This window comes from Geobacillus sp. FSL K6-3411, assembly GCF_037965715.1.
Classification (GTDB): Bacteria; Bacillota; Bacilli; order Bacillales; family Anoxybacillaceae; genus Geobacillus; species Geobacillus thermodenitrificans.
Genome location: NZ_CP150187.1, coordinates 3588866 through 3601891, shown reverse-complemented (window position 1 = coordinate 3601891; position 13026 = coordinate 3588866). Strand labels below are relative to the sequence as shown.

Below are 13026 nucleotides of genomic sequence, written 5' to 3'. Positions count from 1 at the left end.
CTCGCCATGTCGTCAGTTGTTGTTGTCGGCACACAATGGGGCGATGAAGGGAAAGGAAAAATTACTGACTTTTTATCGGAAAATGCGGAAGTGATTGCCCGATACCAAGGAGGAAACAACGCCGGACACACGATCGTGTTTAACGGGGAAAAGTACAAGCTGCACTTAATCCCGTCGGGCATTTTTTATAAAGATAAAATTTGTGTCATCGGCAACGGAATGGTTGTCGACCCGAAAGCGCTTGTCGCTGAACTCTCATATTTGCATGAACACGGCATTTCGACGGATAATTTACGCATTAGCAACCGCGCTCATGTTATTTTGCCATACCATTTGAAACTGGATGGGCTCGAGGAAGAGCGGAAAGGTGCGAACAAAATCGGCACGACGAAAAAAGGGATTGGCCCGGCATACATGGACAAAGCGGCGCGCATCGGCATTCGTATCGTTGATTTGCTTGACCGCGATGTGTTCGCGGAAAAGTTGGCCCGCAATTTAGAAGAGAAAAACATGTTGTTTGAAAAAGTGTACGGGGTCGAAGGCTTCCGGCACGAGGACATTTTCGAAGAATACTACGAGTACGGTCAACAAATCGCTAAGTACGTTTGCGACACATCAGTCGTGTTGAACAATGCGCTCGATGAAGGGCGTCGCGTCTTGTTTGAAGGGGCGCAAGGTGTCATGCTCGATATCGACCAAGGGACATATCCGTTTGTTACGTCATCCAACCCGGTAGCTGGTGGGGTGACGATCGGCGCTGGTGTCGGCCCAACGAAAATTAAACATGTCGTTGGGGTGGCGAAAGCATACACGACGCGCGTCGGCGATGGGCCGTTCCCGACCGAGCTGCACGATGAAATTGGCGACCGCATCCGCGAAGTCGGCCGCGAGTATGGGACGACAACCGGCCGTCCGCGCCGCGTCGGCTGGTTTGACAGCGTCGTCGTCCGCCACGCCCGTCGGGTGAGCGGTATCACCGACTTGTCGCTCAATTCGATTGACGTCTTAACCGGTATTGAAACATTGAAAATTTGCGTGGCCTACCGTTATCGTGGTGAAGTGATTGAAGAATTTCCAGCCAGCTTAAAAGTATTGGCCGAATGTGAGCCGATTTATGAAGAGCTGCCAGGCTGGACGGAAGACATTACTGGTGTGAGAAGCTTGGACGAGCTGCCGGCGAACGCTCGCCACTATGTCGAGCGCATTTCCCAGCTCACCGGCATCCCGCTCTCGATTTTCTCCGTCGGCCCGGATCGCTCGCAAACGAATGTCGTCCGCAGCGTCTACGCGTAAGCGAGTGACGGTCGATAGGAAGCAGGCATAGATGCTTGTGCGTCTATGCCTTTTTCATTGTTTTCGCGCCGGAGATCACATTTTCGAAGCCACTTGCCTTTAAGGAGAAAAAGTCGATCAGCCTACCCCTCAAAATGGCAATCGACAAAGGATGATTTCATTTTCATAACATGATAAATTAGTAATGATAGCATTCCATCGCAAAAGGGAAGGATGTGAACGAGATGGAAAAACGCATTTTAGTTGTTGATGATGAAAAACCGATTGCTGATATTTTGCAATTTAACTTACAAAAAGAAGGATACGAAGTGATTTGCGCTTACGACGGTGAAGAAGCGCTTCAAAAAGTGGAAGAAACAATGCCGGATTTAATTTTGCTTGATATTATGCTTCCGCTAAAAGATGGGATGGAAGTATGCCGCGAAGTGCGAAAAAAATACGATATGCCAATTATTATGCTGACGGCGAAAGACTCGGAGATTGATAAAGTGCTTGGACTGGAGCTCGGAGCAGACGATTATGTCACCAAACCGTTCAGCACGCGGGAGCTATTGGCGCGGGTGAAAGCGAACTTGCGCCGCCATGCGCAAACAGCGACCCAAGAGGAAGAGGAGAGCGAAACGAATGAAATCGTCGTCGGTCCGCTTGTAATCCGTCCGGACGCGTATGTCGTACAAAAGCGCGGGGAAACGATTGAATTGACTCACCGCGAATTTGAACTGCTCCACTATTTGGCGAAACATATTGGCCAAGTGATGACGCGCGAGCATTTGTTGCAAACGGTCTGGGGTTATGACTATTATGGCGATGTACGCACGGTCGATGTAACGGTAAGACGGCTGCGTGAAAAAATTGAGGATAACCCTTCTCACCCGTCATGGATCGTTACTAGACGGGGGGTCGGCTACTACTTGCGCAACCCGGAACAGGAGTCATGAGCCGAGATGAAAAAGTTAGGTCCGTTTCGTTCGATTCATTTTAAGTTTGTCATTATTTATGTGTTGTTGATTCTCATTGCGATGCAAATTATTGGCGTGTACTTCGTCCGCAAGCTGGAAACGGAACTGGTGCAAAACTTCAAAAACTCGTTGAACGAACGGGTGACGCTGCTTGCTTATAACGTTGAGCAGGCAATGAGTCGGGAGCGGGATGAGAAAAGCCCGACATTGGAGGAAGACATCCGTTCGCTTCTTCATGATTTCGTTTCCCAAGATATTTCAGAGGTGCGCGTCATCGATGAGAAAGGGAAAGTATTGGCGACGTCCAATCCGTATATGCAAAACATCGTCGGAAAGCGAACGACGGAGATTTATGTGAAACGTTCGCTCGTCACGGGTGAAATTGTCGACCGGATGCTGCTTGATTCGAAGACAGGCTATCGGATGTACATTTCCTCAACTCCGATCAAAACGAGTGGGGAAGTCAAGGGTGTCATTTATGTGATTGCCTCGATGGAAAACGTCTTTTCACAAATGAGGCAAATTAATATGATTTTGGCGACCGGAACGGGGATCGCTCTCGCCATTACCGCCGTGCTCGGCATTTTTTTGTCGCGCACGATCACCCGCCCCATTTCCGATATGCGCCGACAAGCGCTGGCGATGACGAGAGGCGATTTTTCACGCAAGGTGAAAGTGTATGGCTACGATGAAATCGGGCAGCTGGCGATGACGTTTAACAACTTGACAAAAAAGCTGCAGGAGGCGCAGGCAACGACGGAAGGGGAGCGGCGCAAACTTGAGTCGGTGCTGACACATATGACCGACGGGGTCATCGCGACCGACCGCCGCGGCCGCGTCATTTTGATTAATGATGCAGCGCTCAACATTTTGAATGTTTCACGTGAAACAGTGCTGTCGAGTTCAATTGTTGATGTGCTTGGCATCGCCGATCAATATACGTTTGAAACGTTGCTCGAGGAGCACGATTCGCTCATTTTGGATTTCAGCACAGATGAGGAATTGTATATTTTGCGCGCCTCGTTGTCAGTCATTCAAAAAGAAGGCGGACTGATCAACGGGTTGATCGTCGTCTTGCACGACGTGACTGAACAGGAAAAAATCGACCGCGAACGGCGGCAGTTTGTCGCCAATGTGTCGCATGAATTGCGCACGCCGCTGACGACGATGAAAAGTTATTTAGAAGCGTTGGCTGACGGTGCTTGGCAAGATAAAGAGATCACACCAAGATTCATTCAAGTCGTGCAAAATGAAACCGAGCGGATGATTCGGCTCGTCAACGATTTGCTCCATCTATCGAAACTAGACAGCAAAGACTATAAACTGAAGAAAACGTGGATCAACTTCTCGGCTTATTTTCACAAAATTATTGACCGGTTTGAACTGACAAAAAGCGACAATATCCGGTTTGTTCGCAACATTCCACGCGAGGCGATTTTCATTGAAGTGGATGAAGATAAAATTACGCAAGTGTTGGATAACATCATTTCCAACGCAATAAAATACTCTCCCCAAGGTGGGACGATCACGTTTCGGGTGCGCGAGCTGGCTGATGAAATCATCATTAGTATCAGCGATGAAGGAGTCGGCATTCCGAAAGCGGATTTGGCCAAAATTTTTGAGCGTTTTTACCGGGTCGATAAGGCACGGTCGCGCAAATTGGGTGGCACCGGCCTTGGACTGGCCATTGCCAAAGAATTGGTGCTCGCCCACGGTGGGACAATTTGGGCGGAAAGCAAAGAACATAAAGGGACGACGATTTACTTTACGTTGCCATTAGAACGAGAACAAAAGGATGACTGGTACAATGTATGAGCAGATTAAAACAGTCGTGTTGACGGTGCTCGTGCTGATCAGCATTACGTTGACGTTTGTTTTATGGACATACTATCCGAAATATGATGTGCTGCAAAACGATGATTATATTCAGCACGTTTCCGTGAGCAATACACAAGTCGATACGGCGATGGTCGTGCAGCCCAAACAGATGATTATCCATAAAAACGGTGCCCACTATGCCGTGACGAAAGAAGAAGAGAAAAATAAAGTGTTGAAAGAAATAAAAAAATGGACGCTTGACGACTTCGAAAACATTTCGTCTTCTGTTCCGGCAGGAAAGTTTTTTACGTTTTTAAATGGCAAGGAGCGGCTGGAAATTATTTATCCAGACGAAATCCCCATTGACATATACCGATTAATTTTCACTGTAGATGATAAAGGATTGGACGATTTGTCATTCGACCGTATTCTCGTTCCACTTGAAGGAGACGATGAGTTTCCAGTGTATTTTATGGCAACGGACAAGCAAAAAATTTATAAAGCGGTTGCTAGTGACGCTTCGCTGGTGGCAATCAGACGGCTGACGAAAGAAACAAACCATTTTGCCCGTTATTTTGCATATCCGGTCAGCGAGACGAAACAGCTTTACTTGCCGGAAAGCGAAGTGGCGCTCAGTAGCTTGCAATACTATACCGATGAATTAGATGTCGATAAATTTAAAGAGGCGCTTTTTAGCGATCCGAGTTTCGTTAAAAAAGACTTGATTCCGTTTGGTGAAGAATATACCGATGGTTCACGGCTGATGAACGTTGATTTTCTCCAACGAACGCTGTTGTATGTCAATCCAGCAGCGCGCGCCTCGGATATGAGCCAAACCAAATCGGAAACTCATCTCATTCAAAAAAGCATCAATTTTGTCAATGAACATGGTGGGTGGACCGATCTGTACCATTTTGTCCGCTGGAGTGAAGAGGACCGGAAAATCATTTTCCGCCTTGTTGTGAACGGCTATCCGGTTTTTAACGAATATGGCATGTCAGAAATTGTGGAAACATGGGGAGCAAGCGATTTAATGAAGTACCAGCGCCCGCTGTTCCGCCTTGAGATTGCTGACCGTAACCGTACACCGACAACGTTGCCGTCCGGCCGAGATATTGTCAAACAGATCGAAGCAATGAAAGACGTCCGTAAAGCGCTCGTGAAAGATATTGCCATCGGCTATGAGCTCATCAAAGATCCAGAACGGGAAAAGGTGATCCGTCTTGAACCGGCATGGTTTTATTTGTATGGGCAAACGTGGAAAAAAGTGAGTGTCGGTGGAGAGAGCAGAGGAGGGGGAACCAATGGATTGGAGTAAAACGAAGACGATTTTTATTATTGTGTTCCTCATCCTTGATTGTTTTTTAATTTATCAGTTTATGGAGAAACGAAACAGCAGTCAGCTTGACGTTATTTTAGAAACGACGATTGAAGAACAGCTCGAAGCGAACGGCATTACATATGTCGATTTGCCAAAAGAAGTGACAAAAGCGGTGTATGTTAGCGGTAAAAGTCGGTCGTTTACTAGTGCCGATACGAAAAAACTATCCGGACAAAAGGTAGAAATTGAAGGAGAAACAAAGTTGAAAGGGACGTTCACTCATCCGGTCGCTTTCAACTTCGAAGATCAGTACCAACTGAGCGAGTTTTTACAGCGGCACATCTTAAATGGGGAACAATATGCCTTTTGGTCATTTGACAAAAAGAAAGGTACAGTGATTTGCTACCAAGTATATGACGGGAAAATGATTTATGACAACGAAAACAGCAAGCTTGTCATCCACGTCAATGAGCAAAAAGAGGCGCTTTCCTACGAACAGACGATGCTCGTTGACTTGGAAAAATACGAACGGAAACAGGATGTCGTTCCGGCCATTAAGGCGATTGAGACGCTGTATCGAAGAGGACATTTGCAGCCAGGGGATCACGTCACTAGAATCGAGCTTGGCTATTATGGACTTGTCCAATTTACTGCCTCGCAAGTGTTGACACCGACATGGCATATCGTGGTCAACCGGAAAAAAGACTATTTTGTCAACGCGTTTGAAGGGCAAGTCATTAATGATCAAGGAAATGTGTTGGAGTGAAAACAAATGACAATGCGATTTAGTGTACTAGCAAGCGGCAGTACTGGCAACGCCTTTTACATCGAAACAGACAGCCAGCGCCTGCTTGTCGATGCCGGCTTGAGCGGCAAACAGCTCGAGCAGCTATTCGCGGAAATCGGCCGCCATCCGAAGCAGCTTGATGCGCTGCTTGTGACCCATGAACATAGCGACCACATTAAAGGGCTCGGCGTCCTCGCCCGCAAGTACCGTCTGCCGGTTTATGCGAATGAAAAAACGTGGCGGGCAATGGAGCAGGCCATCGGTGACATCCCGACCGAGCAGAAATTTGTCTTTCCGCTCGGCACGGTGAAAACGTTTGGCGATGTTGACGTTGAATCATTCGGTGTTTCCCACGATGCAGCCGAGCCGATGTTTTACGTCTTCCACTATGGAGAGAAAAAGCTCGCCTTGCTCACGGATACCGGCTATGTGAGTGAGCGGATGAAAAAGACGATTGAAAACGCCGACGTATTTGTATTGGAGAGTAACCATGATGTCGGGATGTTGCGAATGGGGAGATATCCGTGGAACGTCAAGCGCCGCATTTTAAGTGATGTCGGCCATATTTCCAATGAAGAAGCGGGGCTTGTGCTCGCTGATGTGATTGGCGAACGGACGAAACAAATTTATTTAGCCCATTTAAGCCAAGATAACAATATGAAGGAGCTGGCGCGCATGACCGTGACGCAAACGCTTGAGCAGAGGGGTCTGGAGGTCGGCGACCGCTTTCGTCTGTACGATACTGACCCGCGTCAAGCGACAGCGTTGGCGTATGTGTGATGCCTCTTTTGTCTAAACTGAAGAAAATGCATTTGTTGGATTTTTTGTCCTGCTCATGATTATAATGAGGGATGGAGATGAATGAGAAAGGGGTGGTGAGCATGGGATATTACGATGACCATTATGAACCGAATGGACAGACGAGACGAAAACGGCGCAGCGGTTCGTTCGTTTCTGCGCTTGTCGGTGCTATACTAGGAGGGCTGCTCGTCCTCATGTCCATCCCGACACTTTCCCGTTGGGACGTCCTCCCATATGAGGTTGTGCCGCCGCAGGGCGGAGAGGAAGAACGTGAAGGGGAAAACGGGGCTCCCCCCATCCAGCAAAGTGTTTCTGTTGATGTGACAACAGCGGTAACGAAAGCGATCGATCAAGCGTCCGATGCGGTTGTCGGCGTCGTCAATATTCAGGCAGCGGGTTTTTGGTCGCAAGGAGGCGAAGCCGGTGTTGGGTCGGGCGTTATTTATAAAAAGGCTGGTGGCCGAGCGTTTGTTGTCACGAACCACCATGTCGTTGAAAACGCTAGCCAGTTGGAAGTGAGTTTAAAAGATGGAACGAGAGTGCCGGCCAAGCTGCTCGGCAGCGATGTGCTCATGGATTTAGCTGTGTTGGAAATTGACGCGAAACACGTAAAAAAAGTCGCCCAATTCGGCAATTCTGATACAGTGAAGCTGGGTGAGCCGGTCATCGCTATCGGCAATCCGCTTGGTTTACAGTTTGCTGGATCGGTGACGCAAGGAATTATTTCTGGGACGAACCGGACGGTGGAAGTCGACTTGGATCAAGACGGCACACCGGACTGGAACGCGGAAGTATTGCAGACAGACGCGGCGATTAACCCTGGCAACAGTGGCGGTGCTCTCGTGAACATGAAAGGACAAGTGATCGGAATTAATTCGATGAAAATTGCTCAAGAAGCGGTAGAAGGGATCGGATTTTCCATTCCGATCAATGCAGCCATCCCGATTATTTCCGACTTGGAAAAATACGGACAAGTACGTCGGCCATACATGGGGGTAGAGCTCCGCTCACTCAGCGACATCCCATCGTACCATTTGAAGGCGACGCTTCATTTACCGTCGAACGTGACAGAAGGAGTAGCAGTCATCCAAGTTGTGCCGATGTCGCCGGCTGCGCAAGCAGGTTTGCAGCAGTTTGACGTCATCGTGGCACTAGACGGCGAAAAAGTCCGTAACGTGCTTGATTTACGCAAGTATTTGTATACGAAAAAATCAGTTGGAGAGCAAATGGAAGTCACGTTTTATCGTGATGGGAAAAAGCGGACGATCACGATGAAACTGGCGCCCGAGTCGTACTAAACAAAAAAAACAGCGAAGGGAGCGGGAACGCTCCTTCTTTTTTCCACAAGGAAAGGGGCGAGAAAGATGATATTCACATGTGAAGAACATATTGATATCGCCATTGACGAATATGTGGATGAGACAGAACAGGCGCCTGATATCGAACCTGTGGATAACAATGAACAACAGTGCCGATTTTGTGAAAAAACGGCTGTATATGTAGTAGGAAAATGATATTTTTGCACAACATGTGGATATGTGTTGTGTATATGTGGATAATTGTTGTTGATAAGTTGTTTATAAGGTAGGGATTACTTGTGCATATCTCCATTGCAGCTGTAGGTAAGTTGAAAGAAAAATACTTGATCGCAGGGGTGCAAGAGTATACAAAGCGCCTATCTGCATACGCCAAAATAGAAATCATCGAAGTCGCTGATGAAAAAACCCCTGAGCGGGCTAGCGAACTCGAGGAAGAACAAATTAAACAGCGCGAGGGTGAGCGGCTGTTGGCGAAAATTCCACACGATGCCCATGTTATTGCGCTTGCCATTGAAGGGAAAATGAAATCGTCCGAACAATTCGCCGCTCGCCTCGATGAGCTTGCCACTTATGGAAAAAGCAAAGTGGTTTTTGTTATCGGCGGATCGCTTGGCTTAAGCAAACAAGTGATGGCTCGTGCTGACGAGGCATTGTCGTTTTCCAAAATGACTTTCCCACACCAACTCATGCGCCTTATTTTGCTTGAGCAAATTTATCGTGCGTTTCGGATTAACCGAGGGGAACCGTATCATAAGTAAATGGTTTTTTAGGAACCAACAAGGAAAGAACCGAATCATAAATAAATGATACCCGTGGTGCTATATAAATTGAAATAAAGGTTTTCTCCCGTTCCACGGCGAATAAATACAAAGAGAAAATAGGGGAACGGAGAGAAAATATGATGCCAAATCACAAAGACGAGATCGAAAAGTTGTCCACTGCCATGAAAGAAGCAAAAAGTAAACGAGCATATGAACGCTACCAAGCGATTTATCTTCATTTGCAGGGATATACCAAAGGAGAAATCGCAACGATTATTGGTCGATCCAAGAAAACTATTTATAACTATATTCATGCCTACGCCCAGCGCGGTCTTGATGGACTGGAGATGAAATACTCACCTGGCGCCCCACGTCGATTGACCCCTGAGCAGGAAAAAGAGCTGGCTTTGATCATTGAACATCAGCTCCCCGTAGATGTGGGATTCGAAGCAAAATATAATTGGACGCTTGCGATAATCGCTGAACTCATTCAACAAAAGTGGGGGCCAACATACACGCTTCGCGGAACAAGTGACATTCTGCATCGGTTAGGGCTAAGCTATACGAAACCGACCTATACACTAGCCAATGCCGATGAAGAGAAACAAAAAGAATTCGTCGAAATCACCTTCCCTGAAGTAAAAAAAAACTGGTAGATGGGAACATCGCCCATGTCCTCTTTCAAGATGAGTCGATGATTCGTGATTACCAAGCGATTCAAAAAACATGGTTTGTCAAAGGAAAACAACGAATCATTCCGACGTTTGGAAAACATCAAGGGCTGAAGCTGATTGGCACGTTGAACTACGAAACAGGGGAAGTGTTTTGCATCGAAGAAGAATGCTATGACGCGGAAACATTTCTTCGATTTCTTCAACTTGTGTTAGAACGCTATCCCACAGGCAAAATAGTGATGATTTTAGATAACGCTCGAATTCACCATGCCAAACTCATTCAGCCATTTTTAAAAGAACACGAAGATCGGTTAGAGCTCGTCTTTTTGCCACCATACAGTCCGCAATTGAACTTGATTGAAGGGCTATGGAAATGGCTGAAATCAGACGTGATTTACAACGTGTTCTATTCGAGTGTGCAAGAAATTAGAAAGAATGTCCAAGCCTTTATTCAGCGAATCAACCAGAAACCAGAACAAACGATCGATCGTTTGTGTGTTCAGTTGTAAATCTTTAATTCAACTTATATAGATAAAATCTCAAGACATAAAAACAGCCCTTGCATGAGGATCTCCTTTAAAATGAAAGTGCGAACAAACATCCAAAAGGAGAAGTCCCATGCAAGAGCACTTTCATTTTACAATAGACCAAGCAAAAATTCAAAAGCAATATGCCGCGATCTTATTCTTTGTATCAGAACAATTGCCTTGTATCCAGATGTATTTACAACGTCGAAATTGTCATTTGTTGAAGCAAGAGGATGAGGTCATCATCGCCATTCACATTCTTGGAAAATTGCTGGGGTTTACTTCGGAACGGGCTTGGCATCGATTTGTCATTGGAAACCTGTTCACAAAGGAAATGTTCCCAGAGCGCTCTCGATACAACCGTCGATGCCGGTCGTTGCGTTGGGCGATCAAATGGATTCGTCACCAACTCGCCAAACGTGGACAACATCACGCTTATGCGGTGGTGGATAGCTTACCCATTGAACTCTGCCACCACGCACGAATGTATCGCGTCAAACGATTTCAAGGAATCGCAGATATTGGGTATTGTGCATCCAAAAAGATGGCTTACTATGGATTTAAGCTTCATCTTCAGATTACCGACCAAGCGCTTCCGATGGGATATGTCCTGACCGAAGCATCCTGCCACGACCGGACAGCTGCGGAAACCGTGATGGCCCAACTTCCTCATCCGTATACACTTGGCGACAAAGGATATGTGAGCCAAGCCTTGCAAAAGAAACTATACGATGAATACAAAATCGCTTTTTGGACGCCTGCTCGGAAAAATCAACGAGTTGCGCAATCAAAAAAATGGAAACAATGGATGAAGCAAAAACGCAAAATCGTCGAAACTGCGTTCTCGGTTTTAGTGGATTCATTTCGGATTACGGAAATTCGTGCCAATTCGGTTTCTGGATTTGAAACAGCGCTTGATGGCATTTTATTGGCCCATTCTCTCGTTGTTCTTGGGCTAGTGGAGCGTTGACGCTCAACTAGCACCACGGGTATATATATATATCCTTTCAACAGCGCCTGCAGCAAAGCATAGCAAAGTTCGGCATCATGAAGTTTGTTTTCTCTGACTTGTTTCAGGCAGTCTTGGACATTAATTTTTTGTACCTTAATCGTTTCATGGGCTTCCAGCTTTTGCTGGCTGCGTTGGTGAACCTGATCGGTATAAAATACGTGAGTGACTTCGTTTGAACGCCAGGGTGCAGGATACAGTTTGCCAAGATAATGAACGGCTTCTCATTCATATCCTGTTTCTTCGAGCAATTCTCGTTTTGCCGCCTGCTCCAAGTTTTCTCCACGCTCTACTCCTCCGCCAGGGAGCTGTATGACGCAGGAACCGATTGGCTGGCGAAACTGTTCAATCAGTAAAAACGCATTTTTTTCCTTCGCAAGAATGACCACCGATTCGTTTTCTGGGACAGAAATATACATACGGCTATACTCATCTTCCATGATGGCATAACTGTTTTTTCTTAGTAACGTTTTTGGATGTTCCATCCGTCCCTCCTCCTATTCTTTGTTCTGTATTTCTGCGCATATAGAAGAAATTCCTTTTATCCATTACAATGGAAATGAAACTTTTGGAAATTTGGTTCGTAATATAATAAAAAGGGGGAGTGTGTGATGTCATCTGCATGGCTATTTTTTGGAGGCATTGCTTTGTTGTATTTCTTTGTGATGGTTCCGATTCAATATTTGTATATATCGGGGATAAAAGAACGGACAAGAAAATCGAAGCTTTCGCAAGAACAAATGTATGAAAATATGTCGTTTGAAGAAGAACAGCTGCATTACCACATGCAAGGAAATATAATGAATTGGCCTGCTGCGCTTGTTGCTCATTTTTTGTATCGATTGCGTCATTGCAATACAAAGGAGTAAAAGTGGGGGTGTGCGGGTCAGATGCACCACGGCTGTTTCGCTCCATTCCTTACGGATCTATTGACTGATGTTTACGGAGTGTATCTGTTGTAGAAAGATGTTTGGAGATGATAGGAGGAAGTAGGTGTCCATTTTATCCATATTCCTACACATATATCCGGTTGTGGAGATAAATATAGTAAAATGAAAAGAGAGGAAAGGATGTGAATAGGGATGACGGACACCTCTTCGCCAAAACCGATGAAAATAAAAGTCATTATAGCCGATGATAATTCCTTTGTTCGCGAAGGAATGCGAATTATATTAAGCACGTACGATGAGTTTGAGGTCGTAGCGACAGTGAATGATGGACAAGAAGCATTCCATTACTGCAAGAATCATGATGTAGATATCGCGCTATTGGATGTGCGTATGCCGAATATGAACGGGGTCGAAGCGACCAAACTCATATGTGAGCAAACAAAGACGAAACCGCTTATACTTACTACTTTTGATGACGATGAATATATTTTAGATGCCGTCCGAAACGGCGCGAAAGGATATTTTTTGAAAAATACCGACCCAGAGAGAATACGGGAAGCGATTAAAGCAGTATATAACGGAAATATCATTATGCAGGATGTTGTAATGGAAAAGATCAAGTTCAGCTTAAAAGAAGAAAAAGAAGCAGAACCTAAAGTCGACAAGAGCCTTTTTACGGAAAGAGAAATGGAAATTATGTCTCTCATTGCGAAAGGGCTTTCGAACAAAGAGATTTCGAAACAGCTTTTTATATCGGAAGGAACAGTCGCCAATTACATCACTTCGATTTTAGATAAAACAGGATTACAGCATCGCACACAGATTGCCATTTATTATTTAACAGGAAAAATTAGTTGAGGGAGATCA

Annotated in this window: 14 protein-coding genes; 13 read left to right on the top strand and 1 reads right to left on the bottom strand. The window is 45.9% G+C overall.

What is annotated here, in order from left to right; translation table 11 throughout:
• Positions 1-6 precede the first annotated feature (6 nt).
• The 11 genes from NSQ22_RS18345 to NSQ22_RS18295 all read left to right on the top strand — a co-directional run bounded on the left by NSQ22_RS18345 (position 7) and on the right by NSQ22_RS18295 (position 11230).
• On the top strand, positions 7-1293 hold the full coding sequence (locus NSQ22_RS18345) for an adenylosuccinate synthase (RefSeq protein WP_008880807.1): 1287 nt from the start codon (positions 7-9) through the stop codon (positions 1291-1293).
• A 224-nt stretch (positions 1294-1517) separates the two neighbouring features.
• Positions 1518-2231 (top strand): response regulator YycF, encoded by a 714-nt coding sequence (gene yycF / locus NSQ22_RS18340; RefSeq protein WP_008880805.1) that lies wholly within the window; start codon positions 1518-1520, stop codon positions 2229-2231.
• A gap of 6 nt (positions 2232-2237) precedes the next feature.
• Positions 2238-4067: a cell wall metabolism sensor histidine kinase WalK gene (walK, locus tag NSQ22_RS18335; RefSeq protein ID WP_087960360.1), complete on the top strand. Its 1830-nt coding sequence runs from the start codon at positions 2238-2240 to the stop codon at positions 4065-4067.
• Positions 4060-5388, top strand: coding sequence for a two-component system activity regulator YycH (gene yycH / locus NSQ22_RS18330; RefSeq protein WP_087960359.1), 1329 nt, complete (start codon positions 4060-4062; stop codon positions 5386-5388). Before walK ends, yycH begins: the two co-directional genes overlap by 8 nt.
• A complete protein-coding gene (gene yycI / locus NSQ22_RS18325; RefSeq protein ID WP_008880802.1) occupies positions 5375-6157 on the top strand; it encodes a two-component system regulatory protein YycI in 783 nt (260 codons plus the stop codon). The genes yycH and yycI overlap by 14 nt, the downstream gene beginning before the upstream one ends.
• Positions 6158-6163: 6 nt before the next feature.
• On the top strand, positions 6164-6958 hold the full coding sequence (locus tag NSQ22_RS18320; RefSeq protein WP_008880801.1) for an MBL fold metallo-hydrolase: 795 nt from the start codon (positions 6164-6166) through the stop codon (positions 6956-6958).
• Positions 6959-7059: 101 nt separating this feature from the next.
• Positions 7060-8277 (top strand): trypsin-like peptidase domain-containing protein, encoded by a 1218-nt coding sequence (locus tag NSQ22_RS18315; protein ID WP_035499498.1) that lies wholly within the window; start codon positions 7060-7062, stop codon positions 8275-8277.
• Between the two features lie 66 nt (positions 8278-8343).
• Positions 8344-8493 carry a CxxH/CxxC protein gene (locus tag NSQ22_RS18310; RefSeq protein ID WP_008880799.1) on the top strand — a complete coding sequence of 50 codons (150 nt, stop codon included), beginning with the start codon at positions 8344-8346 and terminating at the stop codon, positions 8491-8493.
• Positions 8494-8576: 83 nt separating this feature from the next.
• A complete protein-coding gene (gene rlmH / locus NSQ22_RS18305; RefSeq protein WP_041264774.1) occupies positions 8577-9056 on the top strand; it encodes a 23S rRNA (pseudouridine(1915)-N(3))-methyltransferase RlmH in 480 nt (159 codons plus the stop codon).
• A 140-nt stretch (positions 9057-9196) separates the two neighbouring features.
• A protein-coding gene (locus tag NSQ22_RS18300; protein ID WP_076611651.1) for an IS630-like element ISBs2 family transposase occupies positions 9197-10242 on the top strand; the annotation gives its coding sequence in 2 pieces (ribosomal slippage) (positions 9197-9700 and positions 9703-10242; 1044 coding nt in all).
• A gap of 109 nt (positions 10243-10351) precedes the next feature.
• Positions 10352-11230, top strand: coding sequence for an IS982 family transposase (locus NSQ22_RS18295; protein WP_008881892.1), 879 nt, complete (start codon positions 10352-10354; stop codon positions 11228-11230).
• 263 nt (positions 11231-11493) lie between these two features.
• Here NSQ22_RS18295 and NSQ22_RS18290 read toward each other — a convergent pair whose 3' ends face one another.
• Positions 11494-11754: an NUDIX hydrolase gene (locus NSQ22_RS18290; protein WP_081157659.1), complete on the bottom strand. Its 261-nt coding sequence runs from the start codon at positions 11752-11754 to the stop codon at positions 11494-11496.
• A 126-nt stretch (positions 11755-11880) separates the two neighbouring features.
• Here NSQ22_RS18290 and NSQ22_RS18285 point away from each other — a divergent pair, with 126 nt between their 5' ends.
• Both NSQ22_RS18285 and NSQ22_RS18280 read left to right on the top strand, forming a co-directional pair.
• Positions 11881-12138: a DUF3949 domain-containing protein gene (locus NSQ22_RS18285; protein WP_081157658.1), complete on the top strand. Its 258-nt coding sequence runs from the start codon at positions 11881-11883 to the stop codon at positions 12136-12138.
• A 240-nt stretch (positions 12139-12378) separates the two neighbouring features.
• Positions 12379-13017 carry a response regulator transcription factor gene (locus tag NSQ22_RS18280; RefSeq protein ID WP_081157660.1) on the top strand — a complete coding sequence of 213 codons (639 nt, stop codon included), beginning with the start codon at positions 12379-12381 and terminating at the stop codon, positions 13015-13017.
• The last annotated feature ends 9 nt before the right edge of the window (positions 13018-13026 follow it).

Coding starts and splice junctions, on each gene's coding strand:
- NSQ22_RS18345 (WP_008880807.1), top strand. CDS start 7: ATGTCGTCAGTTGTTGTTGTCGGCACACAATGGGGCGATGAAGGGAAA.
- yycF (WP_008880805.1), top strand. CDS start 1,518: ATGGAAAAACGCATTTTAGTTGTTGATGATGAAAAACCGATTGCTGAT.
- walK (WP_087960360.1), top strand. CDS start 2,238: ATGAAAAAGTTAGGTCCGTTTCGTTCGATTCATTTTAAGTTTGTCATT.
- yycH (WP_087960359.1), top strand. CDS start 4,060: ATGTATGAGCAGATTAAAACAGTCGTGTTGACGGTGCTCGTGCTGATC.
- yycI (WP_008880802.1), top strand. CDS start 5,375: ATGGATTGGAGTAAAACGAAGACGATTTTTATTATTGTGTTCCTCATC.
- NSQ22_RS18320 (WP_008880801.1), top strand. CDS start 6,164: ATGACAATGCGATTTAGTGTACTAGCAAGCGGCAGTACTGGCAACGCC.
- NSQ22_RS18315 (WP_035499498.1), top strand. CDS start 7,060: ATGGGATATTACGATGACCATTATGAACCGAATGGACAGACGAGACGA.
- NSQ22_RS18310 (WP_008880799.1), top strand. CDS start 8,344: ATGATATTCACATGTGAAGAACATATTGATATCGCCATTGACGAATAT.
- NSQ22_RS18295 (WP_008881892.1), top strand. CDS start 10,352: ATGCAAGAGCACTTTCATTTTACAATAGACCAAGCAAAAATTCAAAAG.
- NSQ22_RS18290 (WP_081157659.1), bottom strand. CDS start 11,754: ATGGAACATCCAAAAACGTTACTAAGAAAAAACAGTTATGCCATCATG.
- NSQ22_RS18285 (WP_081157658.1), top strand. CDS start 11,881: ATGTCATCTGCATGGCTATTTTTTGGAGGCATTGCTTTGTTGTATTTC.
- NSQ22_RS18280 (WP_081157660.1), top strand. CDS start 12,379: ATGAAAATAAAAGTCATTATAGCCGATGATAATTCCTTTGTTCGCGAA.